Raw genomic sequence first — 19,021 nt, forward strand, 5'->3', positions numbered from 1 at the left:
TACCTTTTATGTATGGCTTCGCTGTTGAAGATCAAATCCTAATCGACGAATGAGGTGTGATAGTGAAAAAAACGAAGCGTAAGTTAAGTATGCTGTTGGTCGTAGCGATGTTCGTTTCCTTGTTAGGATCCTTTGCCTCAACAAAAGTAAGCGCTTCCTCAGATGAGTATGACACCATACGCATCAAATGGAGGGAAAACTTAATCGGCGGCACCGGATATGACATCAACGATCCAGTGATTGCCCGTAAATTAAGCAGCTTAAGCCAGACCAGCTGGGATACCATGAACAAGAGCGCAAGCAGGACTTATCTATGGAGCGATCTGTCTAGTACAACGTTATCCGGTCACGTTACAAATTCTTTCCTTCGCATTAAAGATATGGCGGTAGCTTACGCTACCCAAGGCTCCACCCTATATGGCAATCAGCAGTTAAAGACAGACATTATTAATGCTTTGGATTGGATGTACGCTAATCGGTACAACGAAACAAGAGCTTATTACGATAATTGGTGGGATTGGGAAATTGGTTCACCTTTGCAATTAAACGATACGGTAGTTTTGATGTACGATGATTTGACTCAGGAGCAGATTTTGAATTATATGAAACCGATTGATCGCTTTTCCCCTGTGCCGGAGAGAGTGAATTATAATCAATTGGTCAATACCGGAGCCAATCTGGTCTGGAAATGCAACATCATCGCCCTACGCGGAATAATTATCAAGTCGGCTAGCAAGATCACGCTGGCCAGAGACGGTTTAAGCCCGGTGTTCGATTACGTTAACGTCGGAGACGGGTTTTATGAAGACGGCTCCTTCGTCCAGCATGACGTGTTCGCTTACACTGGCGGGTATGGCGCAAGCTTGCTGCAGGAGCTAGGAAATGTCTTGTACATGCTGGTTGGCTCAACTTGGGAGCCTGTAGATCCGGATGCCAACCGAGTTTATCAGTGGGTATATGACGCCTATGAGCCGTTGATCTATAACGGTGCGTTTATGGATATGACAAGGGGCAGAGTCATTGTCAGAAACTATGACCAGGATCATAATACAGGTCACAGGACGATTGCTGCTATCGTGCGATTGGGACAACTGGCGCCTGCGGAGCACGCCGGGCGCTTGAAGGGCATGGTTAAATATTGGGTGCAATCCAGTACAGAATTTGATTATTACAATGATGTCAATTTAACCTTTGCTAATTTAACTAAAGAAATAATGAACGATTCATCCATTGAGCCGAGAGGCGAACTGATCAAGAGCAAGATCTATTCGGGAATGGACAGAGCAGTTCATCTTCGGCCAGGCTTCGGCTTTGGCGTAAGCATGTCTTCCAAGCGAATCGGTACCTATGAAGCTACGGTTGGCGAGAACATGCAAGCCTGGTATAGCGGATCAGGCATGACTTATTTGTACAATGACGATCAACGGCAATATTATGATTTCTGGCCTACGGTAAACAAGTACAGGCTTCCAGGCACGACCGTGGATACGATGCTAAGAACGGACAATGAGGGAACGGCGTACCGAAGCCCAAAAACCTTTGTAGGCGGTTCGGAGCTCCTAGGCGAGAACGCAACTGTTGGCATGGACTACAAGGCTTACGGGAGCTCGTTAACGGCCAAAAAATCATGGTTTATGTTCGATGACGAAGTGGTTGCTTTGGGTGCGGGAATTAGCAGCACGGACAATCGAACGATTGAGACGACAATCGAGAATCGGATGCTGAACAAGCCGTTCAACACCAATGGCATCGACCCTGCTTCGCCTCCTGCCCTTCCGATTGGCAGCGAACCGCTCCGCCATCGGATTTACGCGGTGACGGATAGTACTAACGATAAGGCGCTGAGAGAAGGCTCTTTTGACAATAATTTTGGCACAAGGTGGTCTGGCTTAGGGAGCGGCCAATGGCTTCAGTTTGACCTAGGCAAGGTTCAGTCTGTTGGATATGTAGGCATCAGCTTTTTTGTTCAAGATACGAGAACCTCCGCTTTCGATATTCTGGTTTCGGAGGATAACCAGAATTGGACTACGGCGTACAGTGGTAATTCCAGCGTTGCGGCCAATGATTCGATCATTCAAGTTTTTGATTTCCCGGACGTGCAGGCCAGATATGTGAAGATTATCGGATACGGAAATTCTCTAAACCTTTGGAACAGCTACAATGAGGTGCAAATTTATGCTCCGTTAGCGGCTGGAAACTTGATTATTCAGCCTTCAGTCACGCCGCTAGTTACTACGAGCGTAATCGATGCCACCTATGGATCACGCATACTAACCGCTAATGACTTCAATATCACTACTTTCTGGGCGGCTCAAGAGGAAGGACAATCCTTGGTATTGGATATGGGCAAGGACGTTCAAATCGGCTATGCGGGCATTAGCTTCCCTGAAGGCCAGCATCGGGAATACAGCTTTAATATCCAGACCTCTTCGGACCAATCGGTGTGGGCATCCGTTTACGGCGGATACAGCTCAGGGCAAACCTCCGAGATTAGAGCGTATGATTTAGAGGATACGACGGCAAGATTCGTCAAATTTACGATGAACAACAATGATTTAGGGAACCCAGGCAAGGTATCGGAAATTCAGCTGTATGCTCCAAATGCGCTGGGACCTGTACTAGACCCTCTGCATGTTACTCAAGTGACGAAAGGCGATGAGGAGTTTATCGTTGACGGCGTCTCCAAACCGAATGGATTGGGCTGGAAGGAAGAAATGAACAATGTCTCCTACGCTTATCTGGAGGGCACGGGTGGTTATTATTTCCCTGAGCCGGTTACGATCAAAGGTGAACGTGCAGCTTCCGTAGGCAAGTATTCACAAATTACGACGGCAGGTACGACTACGGAAATTAGCAAAAATTACTTAACGCTTTGGTACGATCATGGCAAAAGCCCGGTGAATAAGGATTATTCCTACGTGATCCTGCCTAATAAGTCGGCAGCGGAGACGTCATCCTACAGCGCGAATCCCGATATTGAAATTATTGCGAATGATCGCAATATCCAAGCCGTTCGGGAGAAGACGAAGAACATCGTCGGCGCTAACTTCTGGCAACCGGGGACGGTAGATCGAATTAAGGCGTCGAACTCTTCCTCCATCACGTTAAAAGACGAAGCGAGCGTGCTGGACATTGCCGTGTCTGACCCAACGCAGCTTCAGACCAAGCTAACGTTTGAAATCTTCAGGCAGGGCTTATCCGTGCTGGAGCAGGATCCGAGCGTAACGGTACTTCAGTTAAGCCCTACGATCAAGTTCGAAGTGAATACGAATAAGCTGAACGGCCATTCCCACGCCGTCCGCTTCCAGTACGATGCCAGCGCGCAAATTCCGCTGCCAACGCCATCGCCAGTCCCTCCGGTGAATCCTCCTGCAGATCCGGAGCCGGAAATACTGACAACGGTGGACGTATTGGATGATTATACGCAAGTTTATGCACGCAGCTCCAATTTGGACTTTGAAAGAGGAACGCCAGCCTACTTCAATGACGATAGATCCCGTGCTATTCGGACGACAAAAAACACATCAGGAGAATATCTAATTTACAAGGCTGCCGACAACAGGGAGATGACCGAATTTGACGTTACCACTTGGTTCCTCCCGTCCGAAGCCAAGACGGACTTTCAAATCTATACATCGCCGGATGATTTGGCGTATACCTTGCTTACCCCAACGAAGACGACACAGCTTCAGGGCTGGACGAGGATCAATTATAGCGGCTTACTGCCTACAGGCACCAAGTTTTTGAAAATTGTTTTCCAGCATAAATCGAATTATGTGTGGAATCCGCAGATCGGAGAGGTAAAGATCGTAAGCAAGCTGGCGACCTCTTCGCCGCCGGTTACGAGGGAATATACGCTGGAAGATCCTTTAAACGATTTTAGCAAGGTGTTCGCACGCAGCACCAATTTCATGTTTGAGAGCGGTTTGCCGGCCAATTTTAACGAAGATACCTCTCGCGTCATCCGGACGACGAGCAATACGAAGGGCGAATATTTAATTTACAAAGCACCTTACAGCATGGATATGACCGACTTTGACGTCACGACCTGGTTTCTTCCGGGCGAGGCGAACAAAACGGATTTTCAAATCTACACTTCGCCAGACAATGAGGTCTACACGCTGTATACACCGACCAAAACAACGGCACTCATGGGCTGGATGAAAACAAACTACAGCGGGTTACTGCCCCAAGGCACGAAGTATTTGAAGATCGTCTTCCAGCATCAATCCGCCTACACCTGGAATCCGCAGATTGGCAATGTAAGAATTACGAGTAAAGTGCCGATCATAACGGTGACCGATCCTTTGAACGATTTTAGCCATATGCATGATCGCAGCGCGAATTTGCTCTTCACGGGCTCTAATTCGGAGCATATCGGCAACGATACGTCGAGACTCGTGAGAACGACGAACACGGAAGAATACGTAGTCTACAAGGCGGAGCCCAATATGGATCTATCCCATTTCACGGTTAAATCTTGGGTCTGGTCGTACGAGTCGATGAATGATCTCGTATTCTACAGCTCGGAGGATAATACGAATTTCACCTTATTCTCCCCGGCTAAAGCGACCGTGCCAGGCAGCTGGAATGAAGTGAACTATAGCGGAGACTTGCCTGTGGGCACACAGTATTTGAAAATCGCCTTCAAGCCTTCACCGACCAACGCTTGGAATCCGCAAATCGGTACGCTAAGCCTGACCAGTCACCTCACCTATTCTTAACTAGAAATTAGGGCGCTTACCTATGAGGGAGCGCTCTTTTTTCTGATTATTGAGGTGGAAAATGGTTCCATTCTATGATAGTGTATTTTTAAAATATTCGAGTAAATAAATTGGCGGTGAACAGGATGAATCGATTGAAACACAGCGGATTTTACAAACTCAAATTTCTTATTACGCCAGAAGAATTTAAAGATGTGCTTCAGCTCTTTGTGCAGAAGCAAGCACGATTTCATCGGACGAATTACGATCAGACCGAGCATGATCAAGCTCAGGTATGTGAGGCTTATCAAACATATTATCAATATTTTACCAAACAAGAAAAACCAGATTATTATCCTTTTTTTGTGTATTCTATTCCTTTATCTATTAATAATAAAAAATCTGGATTTTTTGTGCGAAATGAAAGTATCCGGTTTCCGGATCAGAGGCAATGGGCAGAAGACGAATGGCCTTACCTCATGCTTTCACTTCCGAAGGGCGTGCAAATCGACGCAGAAGATGAGAAGGGGAAGTATTATATTTATGAGGATCTTCGCGAGCATCAGCCGCTAACGTATGCTTTCTTTGATGAAGTAGCGACCCATATCAAAAAAATGACAAAGCCGCTGCGTTTTTCGGCACACACCGTAGATGCTTTGCAAGAGCAAAAACCATCCGTTCGCATAAGTGAAAATGCGGCAAATGACATGGTTAACTCTTGGATGTTCAAAAAATATAAGCTTGTTATGAACGGCAAATAGGAGCTTTTTTTGATCATATGGGATCAATTTACAGGAACAACCTAAGATTGACAATGCAAATCGTTCGTTATACAATACAACAAAATTCATACGCAAACGGCTAGGTTGAGAAAACTGAGAAAACCCTTATCCGTAACCATGTGCTCCCAAGGGAGTGCGTGTTTACTGTGGAAAGGGTTTTTTGTTTTCTTATTTTTTTATTTCAAGGGAGGAAACGAAGTGAAAGGATTTATTTTTGATTTGGACGGCACGCTTTATTTAGGAGAATCGATGATTGACGGAGCAGCGGAGGCTGTTCAAGCTTTGCGGGATCGAGGCGATCGCGTCGTCTTTCTGACTAATAAACCGATCGCAACCCGATTGTCCTATGCGGAGAAGCTGACCAAGATGGGCATACCCGCAACCCTTGAGGATGTGCTCAACTCCTCGCAGATTGTGGCTAAATATTTGCAAAAGCATATGAAGCCCTCGGATCGGATTTATGTCATTGGCGAGGAGCCGATCCATGAGGAATTAAGGGAGCATGGCATCCCGTACACGATGGAAATTCACGATTTGGATTATGTTATTTTATCCTGGGACCGCCAATTCACTTACGATAAGCTAAATTATTTGTATCAAGCGTACATGAATGGCGCTAAAGTGATTGCTTCAAATCCAGATATGACATGTCCTACGGATTTTGGTCAAATACCCGATACAGGCGCAATTATTGCAGCTTTAGAAGCGATTACAGGTAAGCCGATTGATTTTGTCGCGGGAAAACCATCATTAATCGCGGCCGAAGCAGCAGCGGAGCAGCTAGGCTTGCCGGTAGAAAGCTGCTATATGGTGGGCGATCGTCTGGATACCGATATCAAAATGGGAAATGATGCCGGGATGAACTCTGTCCTTGTGCTTACCGGTGTAACGACCGCAGAGATGGCAGAGCAGTCGGCCACGGTACCAAAGCATATTATCCATACGATTAAGGAAATCGTGCAGATATAAAAAAATGCCGACTTCATGTACAATGTTATCACTTAGGGAAGGGGAGAGATAAATGGCTCGAATCGTTGATATCGTCGATCATCAGGTTATAGCGGCAGTGGAAAGGGAAGAAGATTTGAATGACGCGATAAATAGCCGATGTGACGTTATATTTTTGCTGCATGGCTCTATTTTTAACGTGAAGCAATTGGTCGATCGTATAAAAGCAGCTGGCAAGCATGTATTTTTGCATATCGATTTTATTGAAGGCATTGCGCAGGACAGAAGTGGAGTCGCTTACATGGCGCAGTATATTAAGCCTACGGGTATTATATCCACGAAGAATAATTTGATCCGTATGGCCAAGGATATGGAATTGATGACGATACAACGCTTGTTCCTCATCGATCGTAACGCGATTATCAGAGGCATAAAGTCAGTGGAGAGCAGTAAACCGGATGCCATTGAAGTGATGCCGGGCATTATGCCGCGAATTATTAAGGAGATGACTCATATGACGGAGCTGCCTATTATTGCGGGGGGGCTGGTCAGTGAGCAAGAGGAGATTGACGAAGCGTTAAAAGCAGGGGCCTTGGCTGTATCGCTTGGTACTTCCGGGCTATGGTCATAGCCAACTCTAGAATAAGCTTAAGGAGCATACGAAATTGAGTAGCATATGGACGATCAACGAAATAGATCTGACCATACGGGTGTTGACCGCGGCCGCTTTGGGCGGCTTGGTGGGATTCGAGCGAGAATGGAGCAACCATGCGGCAGGCTTGCGCACCCATATATTGGTCTGTATTGGTTCAGCAGCGATTATGCTATTGTCTATTTACGGATTTAATCAATTTGTGAATGAGTCGAATGTCAGAATGGACCCTGCCCGGCTCGCAGCGCAAGTCATTAGCGGGATTGGTTTTTTGGGCGCAGGGGCGATTATGAGGGATGGCTCCAAGGTATCAGGCTTAACCACGGCCGCTTCCATCTGGGTCGTTGCCGCGATTGGCCTATGCGTAGGAGCGGGTTTTTTATTTGCCGCTGTTTTAACGACGGTGATCGTGCTGATTAGTTTATTTGTTTTAAATAAATTAGAGAATCAGATGATGCGCCATCGAAGGCACCGGCAATTAATCATAGCGGTGATCGATAAACCTGGCATGATCGGCAATGTTTTCACACAGCTTGGCGAGCAGGGCATTCAAGTTACGAAGATGAGCTTGCATAATAAGGACGAAGATCAGCCCGTTACGGAAATGAAGCTAAGCGTGAAAGTGAAAAGCCATCTTCGATTAAATCAGTCCATCGAGCTGATTAACAATATGGAGCATGTGGTATCCATAGAAATAAACCTGTTGTAACAAAAGAGGTGTAAGCGTATGAAGCTGAAATTTCCGGTTAAAGGCGTAAAGCCTGTGACGTTTCAAAATAAATTAATGCTCTCTTATATTATGATTATTATGGTCCCCGTATTATCAGCCCTGCTGATTTACGGGGTTAATTTGTACAATCAGACTAAAGGCTATTATGAGGATTTATTGCAGCAGCTAAATAATCGGACGAATGTCAATATGAATGACTTTATTTCCAATCTATCGTTGAACTCCTTCTTTTATTTGACCGACCCTGCGCTCAAAAACATTATTACGAAAAATTATCCGTTAGAGAGCAAGGAGCATGTCGAAAACCTGGCTTATGTCCAAAGGTCGCTCGATCAATTGGTCCTGATGAACCGAAATATTGCCGCGATCTCCGTCCTCGCGCCTAACGGGCGGATTTATAGCTCGAATAATGCTTTTGAGCCTGATATGCAGCCGGTTGTGAATTCGATGGATAAACAAGGGCTGGAAAATGGCGATTTGGTTGTTTCTTCTCCATACGAAGGAACTAAGCGGGGAAATAAGGCTAAAACCATCTCGATCGTAAGATATTTAACGGACCTGAATTTGGGTGAGGGCTCGGTTAGCTACGTGAAGATCGACATTCCGTTTTCGGCATTGGAGAATATATTGGGCGGGGTTACGAATTCCAATAGCGAGCTGGGAACGATTGTAATCTTGGACGGGAAAGTGATTTATCTCTCCAGTGAGCCTTCCGAATCCTACGATTCGGTGGAGATGCAAGAGGTGGCTGCGGCTTTTGAGAAGGGGGCCGTTTCGGGCAAACAATCGCTCAAGCTCGGCAGCGAGCAAGAGTCTTATCTATTTAGCACTGTTGAAAACGGTTACACGAAATGGAAGGTCGTCCATTACCTTCCTGCTCGGCTAATCGACCAAACCTTCTTAACGAATACGAGAAACTATATCGCGGTAAGCATCATGTCGCTTATTGCCGCAGGCATGCTTGCTTTTTTCTTCTCCAAACGGTTCATCAATCCGATCAATAAGCTGAACATTGCCATGAAGCTCGTAGATTCCGGCTTTCTGGAGCAGGTTCCGGTGAATGAGACCAAAACGGACGAGTTAGGCCGGTTGGTCATGAGCTACAACCATATGATTCATCGGCTGAAGGAGAGCAGGGAGCATGAGATCGTATCCGGCCAGCTGCAGAAGCGTGCGGAGATGAATATGCTTCAAGCTCAAATCAATCCTCATTTTTTGTATAATACGTTAAATGTGATCCACTCTGTGGCGGAGTTGAATCGAGTGGGGGATATTTCGATTATGGCTCGAAGCCTGTCCTCCATGTATCGGTACAATATTAAGTCGGGTGACGAGATGGCGATACAGCATGAAATGGAGCAGATCAACCATTATGTGACGATCCAGCAAATCCGCTTCTTTGGCAAATTTCAAGTAAACTATGAGATTGAAGAGGAGCTATATCCTTATAAAATATTGAAATTTCTGATCCAGCCGATTGTTGAGAATGCCTTCTATCATGGGCTAGAGCCCAAAGGGGGCAAAGGCATCTTATCCATATCGGTTCGCAAAAGCGGACATTTGGTCCTTATTCGGGTCCAAGATGATGGCGTGGGGATTGCGGAGGAGAAGCTGACGCTGATCAACGACATTTTTGATAAGCCTTTTGAAGCTGCGAGCCTAGATGATAAGAATAACTTTGGTTTGCGGAATGTACATGCGAGAATCAAAAATTTTTATGGCGAGGACTATTGGATAAAAGCCTATTCCAAGCCTAATGAGGGTACCTGCATAGAGATGGGCATACCGGTAGTAAAGGAGATGAGCGCGAATGAGAATACTCGTAGTTGATGATGAGTATTTTGCCAAAAAGGCGATTGTGCAAATGATTCAAGATTGGGATCCGGAAGTGATCGTGGAGGAAGCGGACAATGGCAAAGAGGCGTTGGAGTTATTTGCGATCCACCCGCCTGATGTTGTGTTCTCGGATATCCGAATGCCGCTCATGGATGGAATCGAATTGGCTGCTTATATCAAGGAGCATCACCCGAGTACAATCAATGTCATTATTAGCGGGTATGATGATTTCAAATACGCGCAGCAGGCGATACAAAATAAGGTTGAGCATTACTTGTTAAAACCAGCAGGCAGAGAACAATTATGGCCGATATTGGAGCAGTGCAAAGAGAAGGAAACGATGTCCAATGAGAAAAAAATGGAGGAGAGCGTAGCTGCTGCCATCTACGAAGGCGCGGCTTTGGCGTTCCCGCCTACGCACGGAAGTGAGCAGGTGCCGAATTATATCATTGTGGTATTGCGAACAGATTCTTCCTGCAAAGACCAGTTGAATCAGACGGTGAAGCGAATAGGAGAACAAGCGAACTGGCGCTTTGTCATGTTCGGGGATCGGCGTCATGCCGATACAACGGTTGTTCTGACGTGGAAGCCCGATGAAATGACTTCGTCCGAATGGCTTAGGCAGCTTCGCCATCGCTTTGAACAGGTGATTCATGCTTTTGCCGCAGAGGCTCAGCAGAGCATATCCATTGGAGTGAGCGGTGTCCATGCACAGTGGGACGAGCTTGCTGCCGCCTACAAAGAGGCGAAAAGCGCTGTATTGTACAAGCTGATTTCTGGCGATAACCTGCTCCACACGCAGGATAACACGAGAGCGCATCATCCCCAAGACTATAACCTAATCGATGATTGGGTTATTTCCTTGCGCCAGAAAATGGTGAGGCATCAGAACGCGGAAGCCGTGGACATCTTGCGCCAATACTTAAAGAATGCCGCGGAGCAGCAGCTATCGGTCATTGCCCTTCAGGATATGTGCGCTAAGGTGACCGCCATGCTGAATTCCCTGATTGAACAGCTTGAGGCTTCCGAAGAGGACAATATCGCTTACTTAGAGCAAATGGACCTTCATGAATATTCATCCATCGATGAAATTGTCGATGCATTCGCGGTCATGATATCCGCCATTGGAGTGAGGATGAGCAGTCCAAGCAAGGATTCGACGAGCATGGTCGAGGATATTAAAAATTATGTGAGGCATAACTACAAGCAAGATATTATTCTTGAGGATTTAGCCAAAACGGTCTATTTTACGGACCCTGCCTATTTAAGCCGGATCTTTAAGAAAAAAACGGATATGCGCTTCTCGCAATTTCTGCTTTCCGTGAGGATGAACAATGCAAAGGCCATGCTGAATAGCGGCTCCGACCTTATGATTTCGGAAATTGCCAGCGCTGTCGGCTTTAACGACTACTCTTACTTTATCCAAATGTACAAAAAGTTTTTCGGTGAGACGCCCGGGAAAACGAAAGCGAGCAGATAGACATTTTTCTCACATTGAAGTGGTCAGTTATCTCCTATTTCGCTGATGCCCGCACCGATATAATTAGGCTATATCAAGCAGCGAAAGGGGTAAGTCATAGACATGAAATTACTTAAAAAATGGGGTTCCGTCGGCATACTTTCAACTTTAATGATTGTAACCGCTTGCTCTAGCGGAAATACACCAAATAACGCTCCGAATGGAAGCGCTTCGCCAGCAAACGGCGAGAAGGTTAAAATTGAGTATTTCCAAATGAAATCGGAAATGGTCGATGTCGTTAACTCGCTAATTAAGGATTTTGAAGCTGCAAATCCGAATATAACGGTTGAACAAAACAATGTGCCAAACCCGGAGAATGTTTGGACGATGCGTGTTTCAACGGACGATGCTCCTTCCGTGTTTACGCATTACCCGCACAATCCCGTGTTCCAACAAATGACGAAGGAAGGCCGCGTTGTTGACTTGACGGGCGGACCTCTTCTTGCGAACGTATCGCAAGGGATCGTTGATCTCAGCCAAATCAACGGCAAAAACTACGTGGTTCCCGTGGCTGTAGCGACACTTGGCGTATACTACAACATCGATATGTTTAACGAGTTGAACCTGGACATTCCACAAACCTATGATGAGCTGATTCAGACAGCTGAGAAAATCAAAGCAGCAGGCAAAACGCCGTTCTACTTCAATGATAAGGATGCGAATCCGATCCGTCAGGAAGTCGTGTCCAGAATGGGCTTGCAGCTGACAGACATTGAGGCGTTCCTGGATAGCGTAATGAAAGGCGAGGCACATATTACGGATAATGCCGAGCTTAAGCCATTTGCGCAAAAGCTTTACGATCTTCGCCAATATGGCCAACAAGATGCGCTAGGAACAGGCTATGACGATGCGCTTCGCGAATTTGCCAATGGCAAATCAGCGATGTGGTACACAGGCATATGGGCTGTTCCAACGATTAAAGAGTCGAACCCTAACCTTAACTTCGCTATGTTCCCGATGCCGGCGGACAAAGCGGAAGATACCAAAGTGCAAGTATCGGTAGATACGGCGCTAGGTCTTCCTGCCAATGGCAAAAACCAAGCGAGCGCGGAGAAGTTTATTGAATTCATGACTTCCAAAGAATCCGTTCAGAAATATGTAGATGTTGGCGGCTATCCTTCAGCAATTACGGGTGTTGAAAACAATAACAAACAAATTACAAGTTTAAGCGATCTGATTAACGCGGATAAAGTATACCCAACGATTGAACGCTCATGGCCATCCGGCGTAAATGGCGATGTAGGTAAAGCGACGCAGGAAATGTTCGCAACGGGCGATATCGATAGCTATTTGAAAGCATTGGACAAAATATTTTTCAATAAGTTTAACCAATAAGAGCGGCCCCCGAGGCATTCAGCTGTGAAGCCGAGGGGGTTTTTCTATTCTTTTCAATGAAAGGTGGAGATGGGCCATGGACTATGCAAATAAAACAGGAGGTTCTGTTCAGAAGAAGAAGTCATTCGCCGGCAATAAAGCCGCGCTTATTTTCTTCCTGCTGACGGTGCCTACGCTGTTGTTATATATCGTTTTCTTTCTGTTGCCGCTGGGGATGGGCGCTTATTACAGCATGACGGACTGGGATGGCTTTTCACTGAGCTACCGTTTCGTCGGTTTCAAAAACTATATCGATATTTTGCAGGATAACCGTTTTCTTCATTCGGTTCGATTTACTTTTTTATACGCGGTTATCGTTGTCGTATTGAAGCTGTTCATCGCTTTAGTACTGGCGATATTCCTAAGCGGAAAGCTGAAGCTGCGCGGTTTTTTCCGTTCCGTTTATTTCTTTCCGGCGGTTCTGAGCATGATTACGGTCGGCCTCATTTTTAACCAGATATTTTATTCGGTATTCCCGGCCATTGGACAAGCATTGGGGATAGATTGGCTGTCGAGAAACATCCTTGGCAACAAATCAACGGCGATTTACGGCATTGCCCTTACGAATATTTGGCACGGCATTGCAACGCCAATGGTTATTTTTATCGCAGGTTTGGCAAGCGTTCCAAAGGATCTGAAAGAAGCATCTTTGATCGATGGCGCAACGCCGCTGCAGCGCTTTTTCTCCGTGACAATGCCTTTCCTCATTCCAATGCTTACCGTTAACTTGGTCATGGCGATCAAAGGCACGCTTACTGTATTCGATTATATCGTAGCGATGACAGATGGCGGACCTGCATTTGCGACGGAATCGATGGGCTTCTTGATTTATAAGCACGGCATGGCGGAAATGAAGTTTGGCTACGGGACCGCCGAGGCGATCTATGTGTTCGTGATGATTGCGATTATCTCCTTCATCCAAATTAAAATTTTAAATCGGAAGGAGGCAGGACAGCTATGAGGAGTAACAAGCTTGTCCAAATCGGCAGCTATACCTTTCTATTCATAGGCCTGCTATTTGTTCTTGCCCCTCTGTATCTTACGTTAACCATTGCGATGAAAACGCCGCAAGAGACGGCAGAAAGCTTTTTTGCATTGCCTACTCGCTTGTATTTTGGTAACTTTATTGAAGTCATTAATAAGGCTAACTTCTACACCTTTGTAACCAACTCGGTGTACGTAACGGCCATTTCGATTTTGCTCATGCTGCTGCTCATTCCGATGGTTTCTTATGCAATTTCGCGGAATATGAATAAACGGTATTATAAGCTTTTGTATCTATTGGTCATGTCCGGTATTTTCGTACCGTTTCAGGCGATTATGCTCCCTATTTATCGGCATATGAGCAACCTAAAAATGTTAAACCAAACCGGATTGATTATTATGTATGTGACGCTGTCCTTCGCCCAAGGGATTTTCTTATGCGTAGGCTTTCTCAAAAACGTGCCCCTTGAGCTGGATGAAGCGTCGAACATCGATGGAAGCGGCGTATGGCGCACATTCATTAGCATTATCTATCCGTTAATGATGCCGATCATTGCAACTGTTCTCATTTTGAACTCCCTGTGGATCTGGAATGACTTCCAGCTACCGCTCATTATTCTTAATCGCCATCCTGACTTCTGGACGCTGCCGCTATTCATATATAATTTCAAAAGCGAATATGCGTCTAATTACAACCTAGCATTTGCCGGCTTCTTTATTTCCATGCTGCCTATTATTATTCTTTATGGCTTTACGCAAAAGCATATTATTGGAGGACTTACCGAAGGAGCGATCAAATAATGGCCATAACGAACGGTACCCAAGTAGACCGCGTGCAGGTTGTAGCCCATCGCGGAACGGCTGGGTATGCGCCAGAAAATACGATGGCCGCATTCGAGCGTGCCATTCAAATGAATGCGGACTACGTGGAGCTCGATATTCAATTAAGCAAGGACAACGAGCTGGTCGTTATTCACGATAGCACGGTGGACAGGACGACAAACGGCTCAGCCGCTGTAAAGGACCTCACCTTGGAGGAGCTTCGCGGTTTGGATGCTGGCTCTTGGTTCCATGAAGAGTTCAAAGGGCAGCAAATTCCTACGCTCGGCGAAGTGTTGGCACTATGCCGCGGACGAATTGGCATACTGATTGAAACGAAGTGGCCGCATCTGTACCCTGGCCTTGAACAAAAGCTTGCCGACGAGCTTGCAGCCTATCAAATGCATCTGCCGGCGGAGCGGGTGATCGTTCAGTCCTTTGATCAGGACTCTCTGAAACGGTTCCATGCCACGATGCCTGAGGTACCTATTGGTGTATTGGTGGAGGATGCTGCTTTATTGGCTGAAGATAAGCTGGCAGAGTTGGCTGATTACGCAGCATACGTTAATCCCGCTCTTGAGCTGGTGACGGCTGAAGGTGTTGCTCATATTCACTCTCGAGGCATGAAAATATTTCCTTGGACGGTCCGTTCGCGCAGCGTGGTTCCTTCCATTCTCGCCCTTGGCGTCGATGGCGTTATAACCGATTATCCCGACTATATCTCGCAAGAGTAAATTTTATTTTGGCAAAACCCCTCAGGGTGTACAGTGGTTGAACCGTTCATTCTATTGATGAAGGTTCACCGACTCCCAAAGGGGTTTTTTGCTGTCGAAAAAGGCAAAGAGAGACTTTCATTTGCTATCTATATAAGCTAAAGCTTCTCGTTTTGGTCGCTGCGCGAGTAGATCATTCTATGGCTTCTAAGAAGAACAATTCGTTTCTCCAGTACGATCCTCTCGCTTTCGTTCAACTTATCTATTTCTCCAAAACCCAGCCATATCCGTTCCATTTGACTCCTCTGAGCTAGATTAAATCTATTTTTTAGACCTATTTCAGCTATTTTGGCTTGTTACGCCAAGTTAGATCTAAAAATTAGATCTATTTCTCCAAAACCCAGCCATATCCGGTCCATTTGGGTCCTCTGAGCTAGATTAGATCTATATTTTAGACCTATTTCAGCTATTTTGGCTTGTTACGCCAAGATAGATCTAAAAATTAGATCTATTTCTCCAAAACCCAGCCATATCCGGTTCATTTGGAGCCGCTGGGCTATGGACTATCATAGACTGATTGTCGGTCCGTGTGGAATTCTTCTTTCAGTAGTCTTTCATGGTCATTTGTTAAAATTTAAAATAAGGGGATTTAACCAAATCCTTAGATAGAAAGTATAAAATACATGGCTATTCGCAATGAAAAGCTAACGGAACAGTCGCCGCAATCATAAATGAGATATCCATACAGTCTTGTGCCCTATCCTTTTGTATTCGTATACTAAAGATAAAGCATTTTAGGGCCTATGATTCGTATTTTGGTTATATTGCAATTTAACGCGAGAGGGGGACAAAGCGGTGAAAGTTATGCTTGTAGATGATGAGCCTGCTATGCTGCTTGCTATGAGGCGCCTGCTCTCCAAAATGGAAGGAGTAGAGCTGGTCGGAAGCTTTCAAAGCGCTAAAGAGGCGCTGTACTTTGTTCAGCAGGAGAAGGTAGAGCTGGCTTTTCTGGATATTAAAATTGCTGAGGATGATGGATTAGAGCTGGCCCGCAGCCTGCGTTTAATTAATCGTACCTTGGATATCGTATTTACAACTTCCCACTCTGAGTTTGCGATTCAAGCCTTCGATGTTTATCCTCTCGATTATATGGTCAAGCCGATTTCCAGATTACGCTTGGCTCAGACGATTGCACAGGCGGCGAATAGACATAACGTTTCCTTAAACAATGGGAAAGAGAGCACAATCAAGCCGCTCTTGGTTCGGGGGTTGGGTTGCTTCGAGGTCAGTGACAATCAAGGTGAAACGGTAAAATGGATATCCAAAAAAAGCATGGAGCTATTTGCTTATTTGCTTGTTAACCAAGGCAGAGGAACCACTAGAACCCGTATCTTGGAGGATATTTTTCCGGAGATGCCGCTAAAGAATGCCGAGACTTATCTTCATACGGCCATTTACCAGATCAGAAAAGTGCTTTCACCGAATGGGTTGAAAGAGATGGTCCTTTCAGTGCAAGACCAGTACCGTGTAAACGTGGATCTCGCAGATGTTGATTTTATTCAATTCGAGCAAGGCGTTAAGGCAATAACGGAAATAAACCAGACAAATGCAGCGGCGGCTATCATGTTGGAAGAACAATATACCGGTGAACTGTTTGAGGATAAATCTTTCGATTGGGTAGCCATGGAACGTGAGAGGTTCGCCATTATGTATGATTCCTTAGCCAAGCGGCTAGCAAGCTGGCTAGCAGCAGAGAAGCGATATAGAGAAGCGGCACTAATCGCGAGAAGAATAGTCTCAAGGAACGAATTTGAGGAGGATTCCAATTTGCTGCTGCTAAAAATCCTCGGGGCTATGGGGGATCGGCAGTCATTTTACAGCTGCTATGAGCACTATACGCAATTGCTGCAGCAAGAGCTTGGCGTACGGCCTTCGGATGAGATTCGCGAGATTTACGAACAATATCAATGATGATACCCAAAAGCCGAGCCGATATCTACAAGTAATGGATGAGAGAAGGATAAGGGGATTAAAGCTGGGCATTTCGATTTTATTGCTCCATATCCCCTTTTAGAGTAAACCGAAACCAGCTTCCCTCTCCTGGCTTGCTCTCCACGGATAAGCTCCCGCCGCTGCGCTGTATGAACTGTTGGCTTACGCGTAGTCCAAGCCCCGCCCCTTTCTCTCCGAGCGTCCCGGCTAACGAGCCCAGTTCTTTCTCGGCAAATAGCTGGCCGATCTGTTCCTCGACCATTCCCACACCATTATCACAGACAGTAACACTCACCATATCCCCTAACCGCGCAGAGGAAATTTGGACTAAACCGCCTACCCCCGTAAACTTAATGGCATTGGACAACAAATTACGCATAATTAATCCTAGCGCTTCCCGGTCCGTATAGACAAGCATGCCAGATGCAACATGATTATTCACGATGATTTGTTTGGCTTCGCTTGTTATATGCAAGGCATGGCAGCACTCCTCCACAACCTCATATAATTCTAGCAGCTGCGGACGAAGGGACATATCTTCTTTCTGGCTGCGGAACCATTCCAACAAATTGGATGTCATCCCGAGCGTGCTGCGAATCTGGTCTCCCAGCAGCTCAATAATTTCCCGGTGGTCTGGGTTGAAGCTATCTCGATCCTCTTCCAGCAATTCAATCAATTGGAATTGAAGTGCCAGCGGACTGCGAATATCATGCGATACGATGGTCATAAGCTGGTCCTTCAGCTGATTGAGCTCTGCGATTTGTTCCAAATGCCTCTGCTTCTCTGTGATGTCAAATATGAGCGAAATACTGCCTTGCCCTTGCTTACGCAGCACCTGAAGCGGATAAACATTGACACTATAAATTCTCCGTTCACCCTCCAGCAGGGCATCTATTTCTACGCTGCCTTGCTGCATAGACCTGCATAACCTATACCAATCGGGCCAACCCGCTAGCAGCTGCTCGATATTTCGATCAGATACCGATGAATGTCCCATCTTGGCGAACCATAAATAGGCCTGTTGATTGCTATCAATTACTTTACCTGAAGAGTTTGCAATCAAAATACTTTCCTGAAGCGTATCCAGTACAATATTTCGGGCAAACGGAACGATTGAAAAGAACTTGTACCTTAAAACAATCAAAAGCATAAGCGTACCTGTAAACCCGCAATAAACCGTCAATGGAAGCAACCAGGGAGACCAAGCGGGATTTGCGAATTTGACAATCTCCAGCACAAACGAAAATGAGGCCAGAAATATAACCCAAAGCCCCGGTTTTCGCAGGTCGCTTCGAATATTGCGTATATATTGAAACAACAAGTACAAGCTTGCTGCGATTATGATAAAGCAGATCATGGTAAATGTAATGGAATAGCTCGTCCTCGTCGTCACTAAATGACCGTTATAGAGCTGAATCGTGAGGTAAATCATATGAAAATGGGGATCCAACCACATTTGCAGCGACCAAAGAGCAAACGCAGCCAGGATTGATATTTTCCAGGGCATTTTTAATCGCTTGTGAGGACCAATTAATTCAAGGACAAACAAAAAGAAGAGAGGAACCATTAAATTAAGGGCGGTCTGATGAATATTTCGGAAAAAAAGCTTTTCTACTAGCAGATAGCTGCTTTTTTCCAGAAGGACACCGCTTGCGTAAACGATTCGACATATAATTACACCAAGCAGATAGACGACTCCGCGTTCTCTTCGGAAGCTATAGACAGAGATGAAAATAATGCATATTAAAATGACTGAAGCCGTCATAAAGAGGAGTTCTATTGTGGCACTCATGAAGGAGATCCTTAGTTTTTGACTTAAAAACAGGGTAACCTCCATTATATAGGCAGCTTTATTGCAAGGCAATGATGGTTTCCATTCTTATCCGGCTGACAATGGTGAAGGCGGCAAACGAGCGGTTATTTTATTACATATATTCGAATGCTAAAAAAAAAAATGAGCGGCAATGAA

General features: G+C 45.6%; 14 protein-coding genes. 12 read left to right on the plus strand and 2 right to left on the minus strand.

What is annotated here, in order from left to right; translation table 11 throughout:
• The first annotated feature begins 62 nt into the window (after positions 1 to 62).
• From FJQ58_RS20200 to FJQ58_RS20250, 11 genes are all read left to right on the plus strand, one after another.
• Positions 63 to 4,724, plus strand: coding sequence for a polysaccharide lyase family 8 super-sandwich domain-containing protein (locus FJQ58_RS20200; protein ID WP_139996581.1), 4,662 nt, complete (start codon positions 63 to 65; stop codon positions 4,722 to 4,724).
• A 125-nt stretch (positions 4,725 to 4,849) separates the two neighbouring features.
• Complete coding sequence (locus tag FJQ58_RS20205) at positions 4,850 to 5,464, plus strand: hypothetical protein (RefSeq protein ID WP_139996582.1); 615 nt, start codon at positions 4,850 to 4,852, stop codon at positions 5,462 to 5,464.
• Between the two features lie 219 nt (positions 5,465 to 5,683).
• Entirely contained in the window at positions 5,684 to 6,454 is a 771-nt protein-coding gene (locus tag FJQ58_RS20210) for an HAD-IIA family hydrolase (protein ID WP_139996583.1), read from the plus strand.
• A gap of 52 nt (positions 6,455 to 6,506) precedes the next feature.
• Entirely contained in the window at positions 6,507 to 7,064 is a 558-nt protein-coding gene (locus tag FJQ58_RS20215) for a glycerol-3-phosphate responsive antiterminator (protein WP_139996584.1), read from the plus strand.
• Between the two features lie 34 nt (positions 7,065 to 7,098).
• Positions 7,099 to 7,794, plus strand: a complete 696-nt coding sequence (locus FJQ58_RS20220; protein WP_139996585.1) for an MgtC/SapB family protein — start codon at positions 7,099 to 7,101, stop codon at positions 7,792 to 7,794.
• 18 nt (positions 7,795 to 7,812) lie between these two features.
• Positions 7,813 to 9,645 carry a cache domain-containing sensor histidine kinase gene (locus FJQ58_RS20225; RefSeq protein ID WP_139996586.1) on the plus strand — a complete coding sequence of 611 codons (1,833 nt, stop codon included), beginning with the start codon at positions 7,813 to 7,815 and terminating at the stop codon, positions 9,643 to 9,645.
• Positions 9,626 to 11,131 (plus strand): response regulator, encoded by a 1,506-nt coding sequence (locus tag FJQ58_RS20230; protein WP_139996587.1) that lies wholly within the window; start codon positions 9,626 to 9,628, stop codon positions 11,129 to 11,131. Before FJQ58_RS20225 ends, FJQ58_RS20230 begins: the two co-directional genes overlap by 20 nt.
• 102 nt (positions 11,132 to 11,233) lie before the next feature.
• Complete coding sequence (locus FJQ58_RS20235) at positions 11,234 to 12,505, plus strand: ABC transporter substrate-binding protein (protein ID WP_139996588.1); 1,272 nt, start codon at positions 11,234 to 11,236, stop codon at positions 12,503 to 12,505.
• 76 nt (positions 12,506 to 12,581) lie between these two features.
• A complete protein-coding gene (locus tag FJQ58_RS20240; RefSeq protein ID WP_139996589.1) occupies positions 12,582 to 13,505 on the plus strand; it encodes a carbohydrate ABC transporter permease in 924 nt (307 codons plus the stop codon).
• Positions 13,502 to 14,329, plus strand: a complete 828-nt coding sequence (locus tag FJQ58_RS20245) for a carbohydrate ABC transporter permease (protein WP_139996590.1) — start codon at positions 13,502 to 13,504, stop codon at positions 14,327 to 14,329. Before FJQ58_RS20240 ends, FJQ58_RS20245 begins: the two co-directional genes overlap by 4 nt.
• A complete protein-coding gene (locus tag FJQ58_RS20250) occupies positions 14,329 to 15,081 on the plus strand; it encodes a glycerophosphodiester phosphodiesterase (RefSeq protein WP_139996591.1) in 753 nt (250 codons plus the stop codon). Before FJQ58_RS20245 ends, FJQ58_RS20250 begins: the two co-directional genes overlap by 1 nt.
• A gap of 137 nt (positions 15,082 to 15,218) precedes the next feature.
• Here FJQ58_RS20250 and FJQ58_RS32405 read toward each other — a convergent pair whose 3' ends face one another.
• A complete protein-coding gene (locus tag FJQ58_RS32405; protein ID WP_162341639.1) occupies positions 15,219 to 15,356 on the minus strand; it encodes a hypothetical protein in 138 nt (45 codons plus the stop codon).
• Positions 15,357 to 15,924: 568 nt separating this feature from the next.
• On the opposite strand from FJQ58_RS32405, the gene FJQ58_RS20255 reads away from it, so the two are divergent.
• Entirely contained in the window at positions 15,925 to 17,031 is a 1,107-nt protein-coding gene (locus FJQ58_RS20255; protein ID WP_238404253.1) for a response regulator, read from the plus strand.
• A 79-nt stretch (positions 17,032 to 17,110) separates the two neighbouring features.
• Here the strand turns inward: FJQ58_RS20255 and FJQ58_RS20260 are convergent, their stop codons facing one another.
• Positions 17,111 to 18,844 (minus strand): sensor histidine kinase, encoded by a 1,734-nt coding sequence (locus FJQ58_RS20260; RefSeq protein ID WP_162341641.1) that lies wholly within the window; start codon positions 18,842 to 18,844, stop codon positions 17,111 to 17,113.
• Between the last annotated feature and the right edge of the window lie 177 nt (positions 18,845 to 19,021).

This window comes from Paenibacillus paridis (genome assembly GCF_006345825.1).
Taxonomy (GTDB): Bacteria; Bacillota; Bacilli; order Paenibacillales; family Paenibacillaceae; genus Pristimantibacillus; species Pristimantibacillus paridis.